The sequence below is a fragment of the Roseovarius nanhaiticus genome (assembly GCF_900156535.1).
GTDB classification, from domain to species: domain Bacteria; phylum Pseudomonadota; class Alphaproteobacteria; order Rhodobacterales; family Rhodobacteraceae; genus Roseovarius; species Roseovarius nanhaiticus.
Map to the genome: position 1 here is coordinate 235,842 of NZ_FTNV01000002.1, position 18,396 is coordinate 254,237.

The 18,396-nt window shown below is 67.8% G+C and carries 16 protein-coding genes; 7 read left to right on the plus strand and 9 right to left on the minus strand.

The genetic code is table 11. The features are described 5' to 3' along the window. The first annotated feature begins 83 nt into the window (after positions 1-83). Positions 84-443, plus strand: a complete 360-nt coding sequence (locus BW975_RS11305) for a hypothetical protein (protein ID WP_076534751.1) — start codon at positions 84-86, stop codon at positions 441-443. Here the strand turns inward: BW975_RS11305 and BW975_RS11310 are convergent. From BW975_RS11310 to BW975_RS11325, 4 genes are read right to left on the minus strand one after another with little or no spacing between them, the layout of a single operon-like run. Continuing rightward, positions 440-2,482 carry a hypothetical protein gene (locus BW975_RS11310; RefSeq protein WP_076534072.1) on the minus strand — a complete coding sequence of 681 codons (2,043 nt, stop codon included), beginning with the start codon at positions 2,480-2,482 and terminating at the stop codon, positions 440-442. The genes BW975_RS11305 and BW975_RS11310 overlap by 4 nt on opposite strands. Then, on the minus strand, positions 2,479-5,226 hold the full coding sequence (locus tag BW975_RS11315; RefSeq protein ID WP_076534074.1) for a DUF4159 domain-containing protein: 2,748 nt from the start codon (positions 5,224-5,226) through the stop codon (positions 2,479-2,481). The genes BW975_RS11310 and BW975_RS11315 overlap by 4 nt, the downstream gene beginning before the upstream one ends. After that, the gene (locus tag BW975_RS11320) at positions 5,223-6,113 is read right to left on the minus strand and encodes a DUF58 domain-containing protein (RefSeq protein ID WP_076534076.1); all 891 of its coding nucleotides are present in this window, start codon (positions 6,111-6,113) and stop codon (positions 5,223-5,225) included. Before BW975_RS11320 ends, BW975_RS11315 begins: the two co-directional genes overlap by 4 nt. Beyond that, positions 6,113-7,150, minus strand: coding sequence for an AAA family ATPase (locus BW975_RS11325; RefSeq protein WP_076534078.1), 1,038 nt, complete (start codon positions 7,148-7,150; stop codon positions 6,113-6,115). Before BW975_RS11325 ends, BW975_RS11320 begins: the two co-directional genes overlap by 1 nt. Positions 7,151-7,218: 68 nt before the next feature. On the opposite strand from BW975_RS11325, the gene BW975_RS11330 reads away from it, so the two are divergent. Both BW975_RS11330 and BW975_RS11335 read left to right on the plus strand, forming a co-directional pair. Beyond that, complete coding sequence (locus tag BW975_RS11330; protein ID WP_076534080.1) at positions 7,219-7,797, plus strand: DUF1285 domain-containing protein; 579 nt, start codon at positions 7,219-7,221, stop codon at positions 7,795-7,797. 116 nt (positions 7,798-7,913) lie between these two features. Then, on the plus strand, positions 7,914-9,311 hold the full coding sequence (locus tag BW975_RS11335; protein ID WP_076534753.1) for an aminotransferase family protein: 1,398 nt from the start codon (positions 7,914-7,916) through the stop codon (positions 9,309-9,311). Positions 9,312-9,421: 110 nt separating this feature from the next. Here the strand turns inward: BW975_RS11335 and BW975_RS11340 are convergent, their stop codons facing one another. Together BW975_RS11340 and BW975_RS11345 are read right to left on the minus strand one after the other, a co-directional pair. Next, on the minus strand, positions 9,422-9,754 hold the full coding sequence (locus BW975_RS11340) for an AzlD domain-containing protein (protein ID WP_076534082.1): 333 nt from the start codon (positions 9,752-9,754) through the stop codon (positions 9,422-9,424). Continuing rightward, a complete protein-coding gene (locus tag BW975_RS11345) occupies positions 9,751-10,467 on the minus strand; it encodes an AzlC family ABC transporter permease (protein ID WP_076534084.1) in 717 nt (238 codons plus the stop codon). The genes BW975_RS11340 and BW975_RS11345 overlap by 4 nt, the downstream gene beginning before the upstream one ends. 76 nt (positions 10,468-10,543) lie before the next feature. On the opposite strand from BW975_RS11345, the gene BW975_RS11350 reads away from it, so the two are divergent. The 4 genes from BW975_RS11350 to BW975_RS11365 are packed head-to-tail and all read left to right on the plus strand — an operon-like array spanning position 10,544 to position 14,656. Continuing rightward, positions 10,544-11,443 carry a formate dehydrogenase accessory sulfurtransferase FdhD gene (locus BW975_RS11350; protein ID WP_076534755.1) on the plus strand — a complete coding sequence of 300 codons (900 nt, stop codon included), beginning with the start codon at positions 10,544-10,546 and terminating at the stop codon, positions 11,441-11,443. Then, on the plus strand, positions 11,440-12,033 hold the full coding sequence (mobA, locus tag BW975_RS11355; RefSeq protein WP_076534086.1) for a molybdenum cofactor guanylyltransferase MobA: 594 nt from the start codon (positions 11,440-11,442) through the stop codon (positions 12,031-12,033). Before BW975_RS11350 ends, mobA begins: the two co-directional genes overlap by 4 nt. Then, positions 12,030-12,521: a molybdopterin-guanine dinucleotide biosynthesis protein B gene (gene mobB / locus BW975_RS11360; RefSeq protein ID WP_076534088.1), complete on the plus strand. Its 492-nt coding sequence runs from the start codon at positions 12,030-12,032 to the stop codon at positions 12,519-12,521. The genes mobA and mobB overlap by 4 nt, the downstream gene beginning before the upstream one ends. After that, positions 12,518-14,656 carry a molybdopterin-binding protein gene (locus BW975_RS11365; protein ID WP_076534090.1) on the plus strand — a complete coding sequence of 713 codons (2,139 nt, stop codon included), beginning with the start codon at positions 12,518-12,520 and terminating at the stop codon, positions 14,654-14,656. Before mobB ends, BW975_RS11365 begins: the two co-directional genes overlap by 4 nt. Before the next feature lie 2 nt (positions 14,657-14,658). Here BW975_RS11365 and BW975_RS11370 read toward each other — a convergent pair whose 3' ends face one another. From BW975_RS11370 to BW975_RS11380, 3 genes are read right to left on the minus strand one after another with little or no spacing between them, the layout of a single operon-like run. Next, a complete protein-coding gene (locus BW975_RS11370) occupies positions 14,659-15,687 on the minus strand; it encodes a trans-3-hydroxy-L-proline dehydratase (RefSeq protein WP_076534092.1) in 1,029 nt (342 codons plus the stop codon). Between the two features lie 13 nt (positions 15,688-15,700). Continuing rightward, positions 15,701-17,377 (minus strand): cis-3-hydroxy-L-proline dehydratase, encoded by a 1,677-nt coding sequence (lhpI, locus tag BW975_RS11375; RefSeq protein WP_076534094.1) that lies wholly within the window; start codon positions 17,375-17,377, stop codon positions 15,701-15,703. Between the two features lie 12 nt (positions 17,378-17,389). Continuing rightward, entirely contained in the window at positions 17,390-18,388 is a 999-nt protein-coding gene (locus BW975_RS11380) for a 4-hydroxyproline epimerase (RefSeq protein WP_076534096.1), read from the minus strand. Positions 18,389-18,396 lie beyond the last annotated feature (8 nt).

An 18,396-nucleotide genomic window follows, 5' to 3' on the forward strand; every position in this document is an offset into this window, starting at 1 on the left:
GCCGACCGACCCGGACGCAAGTTCGGCGGCTCCCAATGGGGCGGGACGTGCGGATGGGTCGCAGATCGTATATCACGGGTTTCATGAAAATGATTCTCGCTTGCGCCCTTGCCATCCTCACGCCTCTGGCAGCCCTCGCCCAGCCGCCGAAAGTGACCGATGTTGCCGTTCAGCGCGACGATATGGGGTGGGAATTCAAGGTCACCGTCCAGCATCCCGATACCGGATGGGATCACTATGCCGATGCGTGGGAGATTCTGTCCGAGGACGGCACCGTTCTGGCCACACGCATTCTGCATCACCCCCATGTGGAAGAGCAGCCCTTCACGCGCAGCCTGCATCAGATCGTGCTGCCCGATGGCACGCGCCGGGTCTTCATCCGTGCCCGCTGCTCGACCGGCGATGTCTCGGCGCCGCTGACACCGGTCGATCTTCCGTTCTAGCGGCGCCCCTCGCGCAGCCAGGCACCCGTTATCAAGGCAGCGATCAGCGCCAAGACAAGCCACGCAGGCAAAAGGGGCGTCAGCGTCACCGATTGCGTCACATAGGCGCCGCGTGGCGTGATTCCCAGCCATCCTCGCCCGGCGGCCGGGCGCCCCTCGCGTACCGCGCGGATATTCGGGACGCCCTCCTCAATCGCACGGATCCCGCCGCCCGTGCCGTCGATCAGAGGCTCCAGCGCATCGCCCGTGGCGATCGTCTGCTCAAATTCCAGAGGAGCGGCGGGGCCGAGGCCGATCACAGCCGTCTGGTCGCCACTGGCAAGCCGATAAAGACCGATCATCGGCCCCTCAAAGATCGCCTCGAATCGGCCCGGCGACACCTCGTCGAGCGGCATCGTCACCTCGGCCCCGTCCGGCCCGGTGATGGTCACGTCATCCACATCATCGCCCAGCGACCGGCGGATGATGCGCATGGTCTGGCCCGTCGCCTCGGCCCAGAGCGCCTCTTCCTCCAGCTCCGGCTCCTTCATCATCCAATGAGCGAGACGGCGCAGCAATTCCAGCTGCGGACCGCCCCCCTCATAGCCACGATTCCAGAGCCAGGCGTGATCGGACGCCAGAAGCGACACGCGCCCCTCACCGACGCGGTTCAGCATCAACAGGGGCGCATCCTCGGCCCCCGACATCAGCACGTCGCCCGAAGGCGCGCCCACCTCGATCTGGCGCAGCCAGCGGCCCCACGGCCCGTCATGCATCGCGCGCAGGCCTGCGGTAACGGGATGACGCTCGCCCAGATCGGTGATCTCTGGGCGGTACGCCTCGCTCATCACGCGGGCCGTCGGTGCGGCGGGCACAATCGCCTCCAGGGGCGAGCGGTAAAGGCTGTTTGCCCCCGCGAAATCCGGCCCGGCGGCAAAGAGCACCGCACCACCGCCCCGCACATAATCGGCGACATTTTCCAGATAGAGCGCGGGCAGGATGCCGCGCCGCTTGTAGCGGTCAAAGATGATCAGATCGAAATCGTCGATCTTTTCGAGGAACAGCTCGCGCGTGGGAAAGGCGATCAGGCTCAGCTCGTCCACCGGCACGCCGTCCTGCTTTTCGGGCGGGCGAAGGATGGTGAAATGCACCAGATCGACCGAGCTGTCGGATTTCAGGAGATTGCGCCATGTGCGCCCGCCGGCATGAGGCTCGCCCGAGACGAGCAGGACACGCAGGCGGTCCCGCACGCCGTTGATCTGCACCAGCGCGGTATTGTTGCGCGCGGTCAACTCGCCCTCGCCCTCGGGCGTGACGAATTCGAGCACGTTGCGCCCGCCATGGGGCAAGGCGAGGGGTAATTCGATAGGACGGCCCACCGGCACGGTAAAGCGTTGGGGACGCTCCCCATCGACGGAGATATCCAGCGGCACCTCGGCATCATCGGGGGCCGCGCCGCTATCCTCGATCCGCAGGGTCAGCGTAATTTCCTCATCCAGAATGGCAAAGGCCGGCGCGCCCTCTACAATCAGGCGCCTGTCCCAGTCCGTCTCGCGGCCGGTATGCAACAGGTGCAGCGGCGCGGGTAGGCCGGGGGCGCGCTCCAGATCATGAAGGCGCCCGTCGCTGAGCAGGAACATGCCCGCGATACGGCCCTGCGGCTCGCTTGCCAGCGCGTCGCCCAGCGCGGTCATCAACTGCGTGCCGCTATTGTCGGCGCCGTCGGCAACCTGCACGCGCCGCACCTCCACGCCTTCCGCTGCCAGCCGCGCCTCCAGCGTCTCCGCAGCCTCTGTCGTCATGGCGGCGCGATCCCCCAGTTGCTGGCTGGCGCTGCCATCCTCGACGATGACGGCGATATCGGTCAGATCCTCGCGATCCTCGCGGCTGAGGCCCGGCCCCATGAGTGCAGCAAGGATCAGGGCCGCCCCCGCCCCGCGCAGCGCCCAGCCGGACAGGCCCCGCCACACCGCCAGCGCCAGCGCGGTCAGGGCCATTCCTGCCAGCGCGGCGATCAGCCAGATCGGCAGAACCGGATGGAAAACGATGACACTGGTCATTGGCCCAGCCTGTCGAGCAGCGCAGGCACATGGACCTGGTCGGATTTATAGTTGCCGGTCAGCACATGCATCACCAGATTGACGCCGAAGCGGTAGGCCATTTCGCGCTGCCGCTCGCCCGCATAACCGCGCCCCACGGGCAATTGCGCGTTTCCGTTGGCGTCGATGGCCCAGGCGGCGGCCCAGTCATTCCCGCCGATCACCACGGGCGTTACCCCGTCATTGAGGTTGCGGAAGGGCATGCCCGGCGCCGCCTCGGCATCCTCGGGCGCGGCCTCGACCCAGACGGGACGGCCCGAATAGCGGCCGGGGAAGTCCTGCAGGAGGTAAAAGCCACGAGTCAGAACATGATCGTTCGGCACCGGCTCCAGCGGGGGGATATCCAGCGGCTGCGCCAGCCGCTGCAGCATCGCGCCATTGGGCGAGGACGCGCCGAAGCCCGCCACATCCGCGTCGCGCGTGTCGAAAAGGATCATGCCCCCGCTACGCAGATAGGCATTGAGCTTGGCATAGGCGGCGTCCGAGGGGATCGCCTGCGCGGGGCTGATGGGCCAGTAGAGAAGCGGAAAGAAGGCCAGCTCGTCCGTCTCCAGATCGACGCCCTGCGGCGCGGCGGGCTCTACCGTGGTGCGGAAGAAAAGCGTCTGGCCCAGCCCCTCGAGGCCCGCCTCAGACAGATCGTCGAGCGGCGCGTCACCGGTCAGCACGTAGGCCAGCGTTACCTCGTCGGCGAGGGCGGCAGGCACGCGGTCCTGCGCCGTGCCGGGATCGGGCAGCATCAGCAGGGCCGCGACCACAGCGGCGGCACGTGCGGGCAAGAGCCGCCCCGAGAGGCCCAGTGAGGCCAGGATATCCACGCTGAGCAGCAACAGTGCCGCCGCCAGCAGCCAGCCCATCAGCGGCGTCTCCTCGGCCCGGTCCAGCCCGATCACATTGGCGCGGGCGGGCCATGCGGCGGGCTCCAGCGCCGCGCCCGCGGCCATGATGTTGCGCGCGATGCGCCGCTCTTCGCCCTTGTAAAGGCCGGGGCGCAGGTCAGGGCCAAGATCATCCTCGAGCAGACGCTCGCCCGCGACGCCCGGCATGGTATCGCCGCTGCGCAGGATTCCGTAGCCGTCCAGAACCTCGGCGGGTTGCCACGTGGTCCCGGCGAGTTCCTCGGCGGCGGGCACGCCATCGGTATCGGCGATGGCCAGCCGCTCCAGCATCTGCACGAAGAGGCCGGATAGGGGCAGGCTGCTCCATTCCGCGTTGGCGGTGACATGGAAGAGCACGACCTGTCCCTGCCCGATGCGCTTGCGCGTGACCAGCGGCGTGCCGTCGCCCAACTGGGCGATTACCCGCTCGGCCAATGTGGGATCGGGCTGTGCCATGACCTGCGATGTCACGGTCACGTCATCGGGAATGGCGAGGCCCGCAAAGGGGCTGTCCTCGGCGAAGGGCGCCAGTGATTTGGGCGCGCCCCAGCTCATCGCGCCGCCCACGCTGCGGCCACCGGCACGCAGGCGGACGGGCATCAGCGGATCCTCGGCGCGGCGCGACACGTCGCTTGCGGCAAGGCGCGGACCGGCAAAGCGCACCAGCGTGCCGCCCTCCTCGGCCCAATCGCGCAGACCCTCCGCCTCACCGGGCGAGAGGGTGGCCACATCGGCCAGCACGATGGCGTCCGGGTTGGCAGGCAGGACATCCATCAGATTGCCGGTCAGCAGATCGGCGGTCGGCGCCAGCGCGCGGCTGAGGTAGTGGAGCGGCGACAAAAGCTCCAGCCCCTCACGATCCTCACGCCCTGCGATCAACGCCACCTCCCGCCGGCCCAGCGCATCGCCCACCAGTTGCACGGCGCCCGCATGCCCCTGCCCCGCGATCTCGAAGCGTGTGACGCGGGCACGCAGCTCGGCCGGCAGGCTGAGCGCGCCGGTCCCTTCGCGCGCGCCCTCTTCAAGGGTGATCGGCAGGGTCGCCAAAACGCGCGGCGCACCCGCCGGGTCGCGTCCATGGGCCAGAACATCGATCTGCCGCGCGGCGCCCGGCGCCAGCCGCTGCACGGTCAACTCCAGCGCGCCGCCCTCGCTCTGCGGCGGGGCCAGCGTCAGGAGCGGTGCCGTGCCCTCGCGGATCGTGACGTTGCCGCGCGCCTCCAAGGCGCTCAGCAGCGCCTCGCGCCCATCCCGCGCCAGCCCGTCAGACAGCCAGAGCGTGTCGAACGGACCCTCGGGCAGCAGCGTGCCGGCGCGCTCCATCGTCTCGGGCATCGGAGCCCAAGGCGCGGGGGCCATCCCGGTCAGCCGGGTGCGCCAGGCGCTTGCCGCCTGAAATTCCGGCGCCTCGGGCGCGCTCAGCTCGATCATCGCGGCAGTGCGCCCGTCGCGCCCCGCCTCGGCCAGCACACCGTTCAGAAGCGCGCGCGCCGCGCGATCATCGCGGGCCGACGCCCAACTGGCATCAAGCGCGATCAGCAGCGGGCGGTTGCCCGGCGCATCGCCCTCATCGCGCGGGTTCAGGACCGGACCGGCCAGCCCAATAATGACCGCCGCCAGCGCCAGCATCCTAAGCAGAAGGAGCCACCACGGCGTGCGATCCGCCGCGCTATCCTCGTCGCGCAGGCCCAAGAGCAGGGCAACACCGGGAAAGCGCCGCCGCACCGGCGCGGGCGGCACGGCGCGCAGCAGCACCCACAAAATAGGCAAAAGCGCCAGCGCGATCAGCAGCCAAGGCGCGGCGAAACCGATGGCCCCGATGGTCATCGCGCCCCCTCGCCCAGAAGGCGGTAAAGCTGCATCAGCGCGGCCTGTGGGCTGGCATCCGTGTGATGGCAGAGATACTCCCACCCGGTCCGGCGGCAGAGCATGCGCAGCGCGTCCTTGCGCGCGGCCAGACGCTCCAGATAGCGCGCGCGCAGGTCGCTGGCCTTTAGCGTCTCATGCGCCAGCGTGCCGCCGATGGATTCGAAAATCGCGCGGCCGCGATAGGGAAACGCCTCTTCTGCTGGATCAAGAATTTGCAGCAGGACACCGCCCACACCGCGATCGGCAGCCTCGCCCACGGCGCGCTCAATAGCCGCCATATCGCCGAAGAAATCCGACAGGAAAAGCGCGCGCGCCTTCGGCGGCATGCCGCGCGCGTCAGGCGCGGCGTAGTCATCCGCGCCGCCGGGCGCGATCAGCATGGCCGCCAATCGCGTGATCTGGGCCGCGCCGCGCCGGGGCGGCAGCGCATGGCCCGAGAGGCCCACACGCTCGCCGCCCCGGTCCAGAACAATGGCTGCCGCCAGCGCCAGCAGCTGCGCGCGATCCGCCTTTTGTGGCAGGGCGGTATCGCTGGCAAAGCGCATCGAGGCCGCCGGATCGACCCAGAGCATGACGGTCTGCGCGATCTGCCATTCGCGCTCGCGCACGAACTCGGCGTCCGACCGCGCCGAACGGCGCCAGTCTATCTGGCGGCGCTGATCGCCCTCCTGAACCGGTCGGTATTGCCAAAAGTCATCACCCAGCCCGGCGCGCCGACGTCCATGCTGCCCCATAAGGACCGCCCCCGCCAAACGCTGCGCGCGCGCCAAGAGCGCGGGCAGGCGCGCCGCCTCGGCCTCGGCGCGGTTGCGCAGATTTGCGGCAGGAAGGGCGGCGGGCTCCATCACGCGGCGGCGGCGCGGATGTGGCCCAGATCGGCCAGCGTATCCTCGATGAGCGCGGTCAGGCTGTCGCCCCGCGCACGCGCCGCGAAATTCAGCGCCATGCGGTGGATCAGCACCGGCTGCGCCATATCCGCCACGTCCTCGGCGTTGGGTGCCAGCCGTCCTTGCAGCAGAGCCCGCGCGCGCACCGTCAGCATCAGCGCCTGCGCGGCGCGTGGGCCGGGGCCCCAAGCGACGCTTTCCTGTACGCGGGCCGAGGCGCCGGCCTCTTCCGGGCGGAAGGCGCGCACGAGGTCCAGGATCATGTCCATCACCCCCTCGCCCACCGGCATCCGCCGCAAAAGGGCCTGCGCCGCGATCAGCTCGTCCGTGGTAAAGACCGGCTTCGCCGCATCCTCGGCGGCACCCGTGGTGGCCAGAAGGATCGCGCGCTCGGCGTCGCGGTCAGGGTAAGGCACGTCGATCTGCACCAGGAAACGGTCCAGCTGCGCCTCGGGCAGCGGATAGGTGCCCTCCTGCTCGATCGGGTTTTGGGTCGCTAGCACGTGGAACGGCGCGTCGAGCGCGCGGTTCTCGCCCGCCACCGTCACCTGCCGTTCCTGCATCGCCTGCAAAAGGGCCGATTGCGTCCGCGGGCTGGCGCGGTTGATCTCGTCGGCCATCAGAAGCTGGCAAAAAATCGGCCCTTCGATGAATTTGAACGCGCGGCTGCCGTCCTTGCCAGTCTCAAGCACTTCGCTGCCCAGAATATCGGCTGGCATCAGATCGGGCGTGAACTGCACGCGGTTCGTCGCCAAACCCATCACGGTGCCCAGCGTCTCGACCAGCCGCGTCTTGCCGAGGCCCGGCAGACCCACCAGCAGGCCATGCCCTCCGCTGAGCAGTGCGGCCAGCGACAAGTCCACCACCCGTTCCTGTCCGATAAAGCGCCGTGCCACCTGCGCGCGCGCCTCGGCCAGCCGCGATTGAAGCGCGTCGATATCGGCGACAAGGTCGGCGTCGGGACTGCCCGGCTGGCGATCAGCGCTGTCACTCATGGAAATTCTCCGGATTGGGCTATACTGTGACCTTGAGTGTATAGCGCGAAGCGGAAATGGCAAAAGCAATGAGCGACCATCCGATCACGACCCCGTCAGCGGACGGCATCGCCGCCTCGGCGCAGGCCGCCACCAAGGGGCGCAAGATTCCCCCGGTGCATGACTGGAACCCGCCCTTTTGCGGCGATCTGGACATGCGCATCGCCCGCGACGGGACGTGGTTCTACCAAGGCACGCCCATTGGCAGACCCGGCCTCGTGCGGCTTTTCTCAACCATCCTGCGGCGCGACGAGGGCAAGTATTTCCTGGTGACCCCCGTCGAAAAGGTGGGGATCACCGTCGAGGATGCGCCATTCGTCGCCGTCGATTTCGACGTCCATGGCACGGGCCGCGATCAGCGCCTGACCTTTCACACCAACGTGGATGACAGCGTCACCGCCGGCCCGGACAATTCGATTCGCGTGGTGCGCGACAACGACACGGGCGAGCCGTCGCCCTATGTGCTGGTGCGCCATGATCTCGAGGCGCTGATCGACCGCAAGTCCTTCTACCGGCTGGTGGATATCGGCGTGCATCACGAGGGTTGGTTCGGCCTTTGGTCGCAGGGCGAATTCTTCGGCTTCATCCCCTCGGACGAGCTGCCCTGAGCCCCGGCGCAACGCCGCTCTGGACTTATCGCCGAATCGCGGTTCAAGGTGCTAGGATATGGAATTGCACCGCGCCTGGCCCTTTTGCCGGGCCTGGACCAGGTGGAGGACACATGATGGACGGCAAATTTCTGGACAACGATATCGACAAGGTCGTCGCAGCCGACCGCGCCCATGTGTGGCACCACCTCAGCCAGCACAAACCTTACGAGACATCCGATCCGCGTGTGATCGTCGAAGGCAAGGGCATGCGCGTCTGGGACCAGAACGGCAAGGAGCATCTCGATGGCGTCTCGGGCGGCGTCTGGACGGTGAACGTGGGCTATGGCCGCGAGCGGATCGCCAACGCCGTGCGCGACCAGCTGATCAAGCTGAACTATTTTGCGGGCTCCGCAGGCTCGATCCCCGGCGCGGTCTTCTCCGAGCGTATTATCTCCAAGATGCCGGGTCTGACCCGTGTCTACTTCACCAATTCCGGATCCGAGGCGAATGAGAAGGCGTTCAAGATGGTGCGCCAGATCGCGCACAAGCGGTATGGCGGCAAGAAGCACAAGATTCTCTTCCGCGAGCGCGACTACCACGGCACCACAATTGCCTGCCTGTCGGCGGGCGGTCAGCCCGAACGCAACGCGCAATACGGGCCCTACACGCCCGGTTTCGTTCCCGTGCCCCATTGCCTTGAATACCGCGCGCATGAACAGGGCTGGGGCGATCTGAGCGGCGAAGCCTATGGCGAGGCCGCGGCAAATGCCATCGAGGAGGTCATCCTGCGCGAAGGCCCCGACACCGTCGGCGCCATCTGCCTCGAGCCGGTGACAGCCGGCGGCGGCGTGATCGTCCCGCCCGAAGGGTACTGGCCCCGCGTGCAGGAAATCTGCCGCAAATACGACGTGCTGCTGCATATCGACGAGGTCGTCTGCGGCCTCGGGCGCACCGGTACGTGGTTCGGCTATCAGCATTACGGCATCGAGCCTGATTTCGTGACCATGGCCAAGGGCGTCGCCAGTGGCTATGCCGCCATTGCCTGCTGCGTCACCTCCGAGCGGGTCTTTGACATGTTCAAGGACGACGCCAGTGATCCGATGAACTATTTCCGCGACATCTCCACTTTCGGTGGCTGCACGGCCGGTCCGGCAGCCGCGCTGGAGAACATGAACATCATCGAAGAAGAGGGCCTGCTGGAAAATACCATCCAGATGGGCGATTACATGCTTGATCAGCTGCATGCCCTGAAGGACAAGCACGAGGTCATCGGCGATGTGCGCGGCAAGGGCCTCTTCCTGGGGGCCGAGCTGGTCAAGGACCGCACGACGCGCGAGCCGATGGAGGAAAAATCCGTCGCAGCCGTCACCGGCGATTGCATGGCCCAGGGCGTGATCATCGGCATGACCAACCGCTCACTGCCGGGCTACAACAATACACTTTGCTACTCGCCCGCGCTTATCGCCACGAAAAGCGATATCGACGAGCTGATAGAGGCCACAGACAAGGCTCTGACCAAAGTCTTTGGCTGACAGGAATACCGTGTCTCTGCCGCGCGGGCCTTGGCCTGCGGCAGAGACAAGCTGTTTCACTGTTCCGAAAATACTCCCGCCGGAGGCGTCCGCAGATCGCGACAGGGCGCCTAGCCCAAAAGGTAGAGCATGCCGTAAAGCGTCGCTGCGCCGGCCAGGATGGCCGCCACGACATTGCGCGTGGCGAGGCCGACAAGGATCGTGGCACAGGCCGCAGTCATGCGCGGCGCGTCCAGCGCGCCACCCGTCGCGGGCGGCCAGACCACCATGGGCGCAACGAGGCCGGGCAGCACCGCGACGGCGGTATAGCGCAGATGGCGCAGCACCCAGGCCGGCAGCGGACGATCCCCGATCAGTCCCAGAAAGACGAAGCGCAAGCCAAAGCTGCCCAGGCCGAGGCAGGCGATGGTGATCCACACGTCGAGTGCAGCGATATCCTTCATGGCGCGCGCTCCTTACGGGTCATCACCCATTCGGTCTGCGCGCCCGCCATCATGCCGGCCAATCCTGCCACCAGCAGCCCCATGCTGTAGGGGACGAAGGCCAACATCAGGGCCACCGCGATCGACACCAGCGCCGCGACCACATGCGCCGCCGTGCGCAGCATCGGCGCAATCATCGCAAGGAAGGTGATCGGCACCGCGAAATCCAGCGCGAATTCGGGCGGGATGCGCCCGCCCACCAGCGAGCCAACGAGCGTGAATAGCAGCCAAAGCGGCATCAGCGGCGTCACGGCACCGAAATAGAAGGCGACCTTCTGCCGCGTGGTCCAATCCGGATGCTTCTCAAAGGCAAGGATGGAGCTGGCATAGGCCTGATCGACCATGCAATAGGCCACCAGCGCCCGCGTCCCCAGCGGCGCCTGCCCCAGATGCGGCGTCAGCGAGGCCGAATACATCGCCATGCGCAGATTGACGGCCAGCGCCGTGATCACCACGATGATCGTCGGCGCATGTTCCGACAAAAGCTGCACGGCGGTGAACTGCGCCGCGCCCGCCACGACCAGCACCGAGAACGCGAAAGTCTGCACGATGTCCAGCCCCGCCTCACTGGCCACCACGCCAAAGAGGAGGGCGAAGGGCACGATGACGAGGATGAAGGGCGCGCCCGCGCCCACGCCTTGCCAGTAGGTGGATTTGGTGCTTTGTGGTGTCATGACGGCTGCCCCCGCGCGGCTGACGGCGCTGCGCCCGGCGCGCCGTTTGCGTGGGCTTAGCCGCCCGGCACAGGAGATGCAATTGTCCGCGCAAGGTGACAGCCCCTACCTCATTGCCCCCGCCCCCGGCGCGCCGGGCCTGACACGCGCCGTCACCGGCACGGATCACGAGGGGCGCGCGCAGACCATCAACGTGGTCGAAGAGCGCCCCCTGACGATCTTCCTCAATGCGCAGGAGATCGTGACCGCCATGACCATCGGGGATTACCCCGAATACCTGGCGTTGGGGTTCCTGCGCAACCAAGGCATGCTGAAGGATGGCGAGGCTGTCTTGCGCGTCGATTACGACGACGAGCTGGAGACGGTCGTGGTACGCACCGACGGGCGCACCACCTACGAGGACAAGCTGAAGAAAAAGACGCGCACCAGCGGCTGCGCGGTCGGCACCGTTTTCGGTGACATGATGGAGGGGCTGGAGGGCGTGACGCTGCCCGACGCGACCGTGCGCACATCCCATCTCTACACGCTCGCCCATGTCATCAACACCACGCCCTCGCTCTATCTCGAGGCGGGGGCGATCCATGGCACGGTCCTATGCGAAGGCGACCGCCCGCTGGTCTACATGGAGGATGTCGGGCGCCATAACGCCGTCGACAAGATCGCGGGCTGGATGCTTTCCGAAGGCGTCAGGCCGTACGGCAAGATGCTCTACACCACTGGGCGGCTGACCTCCGAGATGGTGATTAAGACCGCGCTCATGGGCATTCCCGTGCTGGCCTCGCGCTCAGGCTTCACCGCCTGGGGGGTCGAGATTGCGCGGCAGGTTGGCCTCACGCTGATCGGGCGGATGCGCGGGCGGCGCTTTGTCTGCCTTGCGGGCGAAGAGCGCCTGCTGCGCGACGCGGACCCGGACAGCGTGGCCGAAGAAGACGCCAAGCACCGCCGCAAATCGGCCCGCAAGGAGGAAAACCCATGAAACAGCCCCATGCGATCATCCTCGCCGGAGGCCGCGCCACGCGTATGGGCGGCGGCGACAAGGGGCTGTTGCCGCTGGGCGATACCACCCTCCTCGATCATGTGATCGACCGGATCGCCCCGCAGGTGGCAGGCGCCGCGCTCAACGCCAATGGTGATCCGGCGCGGTTGGCGCGCTTTGGCCTGCCGGTGCTGGCCGATCCGGTCGAAGGCTTCGTCGGCCCCTTGGCGGGCGTTCTGGCGGGCATGGACTGGGGCGCGCAGCAGGGCGCGGAAACGGTCGTTTCCGTCGCCGCCGATACGCCGTTCTTTCCGTGCGATCTGGTGCCGCAGCTGGTGCTGGCCGCCGAGGGGATGGACACGCCCCTGGCGCTGGCCGCCACGCCCGACGGACGCCATCCCACCTTCGGCCTTTGGCCCGTTGCGCTGCGCGATGATCTGCGCGCGGCCCTTACGGGCGGTCTGCGCAAGGTCGTGCAGTGGACGGACGCGCACGGCGCGCGAATGGCCATGTTCCCGGCAGAGGGCGATCCCTTTTTCAACGTGAACACGCCCGAGGATCTGGCCCAGGCACAGGCGCGCGCCCGATGAAGATCTACGGCGTCACCGGCTGGAAGAATGCGGGCAAGACCGGGCTGATGGAGCGGCTCGTCACCGAGATCACCGCGCGCGGGCTGAGCGTCTCGACGATCAAGCACGCACATCACAGTTTCGACGTGGACCAGCCGGGGCGCGACAGCTATCGCCACCGCGCTGCGGGCGCGCGCGAGGTGCTGCTGGCCTCGGGCACGCGCGTTGCGATCATGCAGGAACTGCGCGGCGCGCCCGAGCCGGAGTTGGACACGCTGCTCGCCCGCCTCTCGCCCGTCGATCTGGTGCTGATCGAGGGTTACAAGCGCGCGGGCCACCCCAAGATCGAGGCGTGGCGCGCGGCGGCAGGCCATGCGCTGATCGCGCCGAGCGATCCCAGCATTCGCGCCGTGGCCGCCGACAGCCCCATCGAGGCGCCCTGCCTTGTCATGGACCTCGACGACACGCCCGCCATCGCAGACTTCATCCTGCGCGAGGTGGGATTGTGAGCGGCTTCGACAGCATCCTCATCGTGGACTGGTCCGCCGCGAACAAGCGCGCGCCCGCGCGCCCCTCGAAGGACGCGATATGGTTGGGTCTGGTTCAGGACGGCACAGCGCAAGACCCGATCTATTGCCGCACCCGGATCGACGCAGAGGCGCGCATCGCCGAGATCATCGCAGCCGAGCGCGCAGCCGGGCGGCGCCTTCTGGCTGGCTTCGATTTCCCCTTCGGTTATCCGCGCGGCTTTGCGCGGCGTGTGACCGGCGGGGACGATCCGCTGGCGCTGTGGGATTGGCTCGCCGAACGTATCACCGATAGCGAGACGGGAGCCAATAACCGCTTCGACGTGGCCGAGGCGCTGAACGCGCTCTTTGACGGCGCCGGCCCCTTCTGGGGCAAGACGCATCGCGACCGCTGGCCGGGCATTCCCTATCGCAAGGAGGGGATCGCCTATGACGAAGTGGCCGAGAAACGCGCCTGCGATCTGGCGTCACAGGCCGCCAGCAGCTGTTTTCAGCTTTGCTACAACCCCACCGTCGGTAGCCAGATCCTGATGGGCCTGCCCATGCTCTCGCGTCTGCGGCGCCTGCCCGGTGTGGCGGTCTGGCCGTTTCAGCCGTGGCGAGAGGCGGATGTCGTGCTGGCCGAGATTTGGCCCGGCCTCATCGAGCCTGCGGTGCGCGCCGCCGTAGCTGAGCGGCCAGAGCGTATCCGCGATGCCGTGCAGGTTGATCTTCTGTCGCGCGCGCTGTCGCAGATACCGGGCGCAGAGCTCGATACGCTGATGTCGGACCTTCCGCCCGAGGCGCGGGAGGAGGCGTGGATCCTGGGCGCTGGCCATGCCGCCGAATTGACCGCGCTCGCCATGGGCCGCGCCAGCGCACCGCCAGCACCGCCGCCCCTGCGCGATGATTGTTTCGCCATGCCAGCGGGCACGCATTGGACGCCCGTCGATGACGCACTGGCCGCGCTCGAGCGGGGGCTCCACCCGGTCGTGCGCAGTGGCCTTCGCCCGTTGGCCGAGGCCGCGGGCCGCGTTCTGGCCGCGCCCGTCGCAGCGCAGCGCGCCAGCCCGCCGCACGCAAATTCGGCAGTCGACGGCTATGGCTTTGCCCATGCCTCCCTCCCGCCTGGCGATCCGGTGATGCCGCTGGCACCGGGCCGGGCGGCGGCAGGCGCGCCCTACGCGGGCCGTCTGCCCGCCGGACAGGCGCTGCGCGTTCTCACGGGCGCAATCCTGCCATGCGGTGTCGATACCGTCATACTCGAAGAGGACACGCGCCAGGCCGCGGGCCAGCTCGCCTTTCGTGCCGGGATCAAGCCGGGCGCGAATACCCGCCGCGCGGGCGAGGACATGATGCAGGGCGCCGAGGTGCTGCCGGAGGGCCGCGTTCTGACGCCCGCCGATCTGGCGCTGCTGGCCTCGGTCGGTCTGGGCGAAGTCCGCGTGTACGATCCGCTGCGCGTTGCCGTCATCTCGACCGGGGACGAGGTGATTGAAGCCGGCGAAGAGGCGAAACCCGGCCAGATTTTCGACGCGAACCGCCCGATGCTGCTGGCGCAGATCGCGCGCTGGGGGATGAACCCGATTGACATGGGCCGCATCCCGGATGACCGCGCCGCGTTGCGCCGCGCGCTTGATGACGCGGCGGGGCGCGCGGATGCGATCCTCACGTCGGGCGGCGCCTCGGCGGGGGATGAGGACCACGTCTCGGCCCTTTTGCGCGAGGCGGGGGCGATGCGCGAATGGCGCATCGCACTGAAGCCGGGCCGGCCCCTTGCACTGGGCCTCTGGAATGGCACGCCCGTTTTCGGCCTGCCTGGCAATCCGGTGGCGGCGCTGGTCTGCACGCTGATCTTCGCCCGCCCGGCGCTTGGTATCCTGTCGGGCGCGGGTTGGAGCCTGCCGCAGGGCTTTGACGTGCCTGCGGGTTTCGCCAAGTCGAAAAAGCCAGGACGCCGGGAATACCTGCGCGCACGCATCCGCGAAGGGCGTGCCGAGGTCTTTCCCTCCGAAGGGTCGGGCCGCGTCAGCAGCCTCAGCTGGGCCGAGGGTCTGGTCGAGCTGCCCGATGGTGCGGCAAAGGTCGCGCCGGGCGATCCGGTCCGCTACATCCCGTTCGGCAGCTTCGATTTCTGACGCTACCTTGCGCCCCATGTGTCGGACAAACGGTAGCCCTCGGGCCAAGGATCCTCTGGGTCCAGCATGTGCTGATGCGTGCCGGTGATCCAGCCGCGCCCGGAAATTTCGGGCAATATCGCGGGCTTGCCGCCCACCGTTGCCTCGCCCACGATCTGCCCCGCGAAGGTCGAGCCGATCAGCGACACCGCCGTGAGCGTATCGCCCTGTGCCATCTGGCCGCGCGCCGCCAGAACCGCCATCCGCGCGCTCAGTGCGGTGCCGGTGGGCGAGCGGTCGATCTTGCCCGGCTGGATCGCGACGGCGGCCCCGGCGCGCAGGGCGCTGCCCTCACGCGTGACCGGCCCGGCAAAGAGGCAAAACGAGATATGGCGCCAATCGGGATTGTCGGGGTGGTGAAAGCCCAGCTGCTCATTCGCCGCCGCCGTGATCTGCACGCCGAGGCGCGCCAGCGCATGCGCCTCCTCGGGGACCAGCGCAAAGCCCAGCGCAGCCGCATCCACGAAAACGAAACTGTCGCCGCCATAGGCCGTGTCGACCGTCAAGGTGCCCAGCCCCGGCACCTCCAGCGTCGCATCCAGCTGCGCGGCGAAGCTGGGTAGGTTCTGCACATAGATGCGCTGCGCCTTGCCGCCGCTGCATTCGGCGCGGACCTTGACCAAACCGCCGGGCGCCTCAAGCAGCATTTCGGTCACGGGCTCGGTCATGGGGACGATGCCGCTATCCAGCAGCACGATGGCGACGCAGATCGAGTTCGAGCCCGACATGGGCGGCGTGTCTTCCGGCTCCATGATGATAAAGGCAGCATGCGCCTCGGGGTGCTTGGGAGGAACCAGCAGATTCACATGGCGAAAGACGCCGCCGCGCGGCTCGTTCAGGACGAAATTGCGCAAAGTGCCATCGGCGGCGATCCAGCGGCTCTGCTCCCAAATTGTATCGCCGGGGGGCGGCGCGACGCCGCCGACGATGACATCGCCCACCTCGCCCTCGGCATGGGCCGAGACAACGTGAATGGTCTTGGTGCTGCGCATATTAGGTGCCTTTCTAGGTAAGCCAGGCTGGCGGATGATCCGGCGCGATGCCGGTGACAGCAGCCTCGGCGCAATCGGCAAGGCTGCCGAAGCGCACCTTGCGGCCCGACAGGCCCGGCGCGTAATGGGCGTATTTACCCGAATTCGTCATCAAGACCTTGGCCGAGGGCGGAAAGACCGGCTCGGAAATCGAGCACCAGCAGATATCGGGAACCACCTGCACCCCGGACGCCTCAAGACGGGTCAGTGTCCCGTCGGCGCGGATCGCGTCCAGCACCTGCTGGCCCACGGTGGCGATCACAGCCGTGCCATCCGCCCGGCGACGCCCCGCAAGCGCGGCGTCCAGCGCATGACATTCGGGCAGCGAGAAATGGGAGCTTCCGAAGGCGATCAGGTCCACACCCGCTGGCGCGTCGTTGAATTGCCGCCATGCCGCCGCCAGATCCCCGGCGCCGATGCGGACCGCGTCGGCATCGGGGCGCAGCGCGCCCTCCGCCTCGGGCGTGACGCCAGCCACATGCAGCATGGGCGCGGCGGATGTCGTGCCGAACGCGGCGCAGAGCGCCTTGAGATCGTCGGGCGTCGGCGCGGTGTCCTCCAGTCCGGGGATCAGCGGAATCCGGTCTGGCGCGGCGCGCCCCACCAGCCAGCCCAGTAGCGGCCAGAGCGCGTCATCATGTCCGGCTGGCAGGTCGACATGCACCACGCGGGACGCGCGGCGACCCGCGTCCAGATACACGCCCGACAGCGGCGCGCGGCCGGTGAGGGCAATGAAGAGATCCATGAAGTCCGGATGCTTGACCGTCCGCGCTCCCAGAACCGAATTGGCATAGATCACCGCATTCGATTCAGACCAGCCGATCATCTCGCCCAAGGCCGGCGGCGCCTGCAAAAGGTACGGCGCGCAGGTGAAACTGGGCTGCGCGCCCATTTCCACATAGGCATCGGCCAGCTTCTGCGCGGGCGTGCCGAAGAGCGCCGGCACGCCTTGCGCGCGCCAGTTCGCATGATCGACCGAGATGGCGTTCATCGTGGTCGGCACGCGCACGCGCGCGCCCACATCCGCCATGCGCCGCGCAAAGGTCAGGTTTGCCGGGCTGGCGTAGATGCACCCGTCGATATGCGCGCGCGTCACGTCGGTCAGCCGCGTCGCCCCCTGCCCCGCGGCCATGGTGCAGATGACGTCCATCCCCAGCTTGGCCGCTGCGCCATGCGCGCCGGTCAGCATGGCGCGATCCGTCTCGCTCAGCTCCAGCGCGGCGGTAGGCGGCGGTGCAAGGTCAAGCGCCCAGTCGCCTGAGATCAGGCGCGCGCCTGTGATAGTTGCGCGCTCGGCGCTGGCCAACTGGTCCCATTCCTCGGCACTCAGCCGCAGCACGGCCAGCGGCACATGAAACATCCGGCCCGCAATAAGCGCGCCCAAGGTCAGAATGTCCTCCTCCTCGCGGAAGACCAGCGCAGCGGGCGCATTGCCACCCAGCGCCAGTTCCAGCAGGACGCCGCTGCCCGTGCAGGAGCCGCGACTGGTAGGCAACATCAGGATCGTCCCGGCCAGGGATTGCCCATGCAGCGGATGATGCGCGTCGATCACCCGGCCCGTGGCCGCATCGACGCCTCCCCAGAAACTCAGGCCCTCGGCACTGGCGAGGACCGGGCCGGAGGCATCTGCCGCCACGATGATCTGGCCCATGCGGCCCCCTTTTCAGATGACGACAAAGCCGTGCGCAAATGGATCACGCTCGTCGATGAATATCGTGTTGAAGCCCGTCACCCGCGCCCAGCCAGCGATGGAGGGGATGATGGCGGGCTGCCCCGCCACCTCGGCCGACGCCTCGACGCGGCCCCGAAAGAGCGAGCCGATGATGCTCTCATGGACGAATTCATCGCCGACATTCAGCAGGCCCTTGGCCACCCTTTGCGCCATGCGTGCCGAGGTGCCGGTGCCGCAGGGCGAGCGGTCGATCGCCTTGTCGCCGTAGAAGACGGCGTTGCGCGCATGGGCGCCCTCCGCGCGCGGCGCGCCGGTCCACAGGATATGGCTGAGGCCATTGATCGCCGGATGCTCGGGGTGGATGAATTCGTATTTCGCGTTGAGCGCCGCACGCAGTTTCGGGCTGAGGCCGATCAGCTGCGAGGCGGTGAAATCGGCGATGTCCGCGAAGTTCTTCTGCGGCTCGACGATGGCATAGAAATTGCCGCCATAGGCCACATCGACGACGACCTCGCCCAGCCCCTCGACCTCGGCGGTCAGCCCCTCGGAATGCAGGAACCCCGGCACGTTCGTGAGGCGCACCTCCTCGACGAAACGGCCCTCCTGCCGGTAGGTCACATCGACCCGCCCCGCAGGCGTCTCCAGCGCCAGCTGGCCCGGCACTGCGGGCTTCACCAGCCCGTTTTCCAGCGCGATGGTGACGGTGCCGATGGTGCCGTGGCCGCACATGGGCAGGCAACCGGATGTTTCGATGAACAGCACCGCGATATCGCAATCGGGCCGCGTCGGCGGATAGAGGATCGCGCCCGACATCTGGTCATGGCCGCGCGGCTCGAACATCAGGCCGGTGCGGATCCAGTCATACTCGGCCAGGAAATGCGCGCGTTTCTCCAGCATGGTTTGCCCGTGCAGAATAGGCGCGCCGCCGGTGACGAGGCGCACGGGATTGCCGCAGGTGTGGCCGTCGATACAGGGAAAGGTGTGTTGCATGGCTGCCT

Bases quoted from the DNA above. Each gene is read 5' to 3' on its own strand.
- BW975_RS11320 (WP_076534076.1), bottom strand. From the start codon at position 6,113: ATGGAGCCCGCCGCCCTTCCTGCCGCAAATCTGCGCAACCGCGCCGAG.
- BW975_RS11380 (WP_076534096.1), bottom strand. From the start codon at position 18,388: ATGCAACACACCTTTCCCTGTATCGACGGCCACACCTGCGGCAATCCC.
- BW975_RS11315 (WP_076534074.1), bottom strand. From the start codon at position 5,226: ATGACCATCGGGGCCATCGGTTTCGCCGCGCCTTGGCTGCTGATCGCG.
- lhpI (WP_076534094.1), bottom strand. From the start codon at position 17,377: ATGGGCCAGATCATCGTGGCGGCAGATGCCTCCGGCCCGGTCCTCGCC.
- BW975_RS11335 (WP_076534753.1), top strand. From the start codon at position 7,914: ATGGACGGCAAATTTCTGGACAACGATATCGACAAGGTCGTCGCAGCC.
- BW975_RS11310 (WP_076534072.1), bottom strand. From the start codon at position 2,482: ATGACCAGTGTCATCGTTTTCCATCCGGTTCTGCCGATCTGGCTGATC.
- BW975_RS11340 (WP_076534082.1), bottom strand. From the start codon at position 9,754: ATGAAGGATATCGCTGCACTCGACGTGTGGATCACCATCGCCTGCCTC.
- BW975_RS11350 (WP_076534755.1), top strand. From the start codon at position 10,544: ATGCAATTGTCCGCGCAAGGTGACAGCCCCTACCTCATTGCCCCCGCC.
- BW975_RS11330 (WP_076534080.1), top strand. From the start codon at position 7,219: ATGAGCGACCATCCGATCACGACCCCGTCAGCGGACGGCATCGCCGCC.
- BW975_RS11345 (WP_076534084.1), bottom strand. From the start codon at position 10,467: ATGACACCACAAAGCACCAAATCCACCTACTGGCAAGGCGTGGGCGCG.
- BW975_RS11305 (WP_076534751.1), top strand. From the start codon at position 84: ATGAAAATGATTCTCGCTTGCGCCCTTGCCATCCTCACGCCTCTGGCA.
- mobA (WP_076534086.1), top strand. From the start codon at position 11,440: ATGAAACAGCCCCATGCGATCATCCTCGCCGGAGGCCGCGCCACGCGT.
- BW975_RS11370 (WP_076534092.1), bottom strand. From the start codon at position 15,687: ATGCGCAGCACCAAGACCATTCACGTTGTCTCGGCCCATGCCGAGGGC.
- BW975_RS11325 (WP_076534078.1), bottom strand. From the start codon at position 7,150: ATGAGTGACAGCGCTGATCGCCAGCCGGGCAGTCCCGACGCCGACCTT.
- mobB (WP_076534088.1), top strand. From the start codon at position 12,030: ATGAAGATCTACGGCGTCACCGGCTGGAAGAATGCGGGCAAGACCGGG.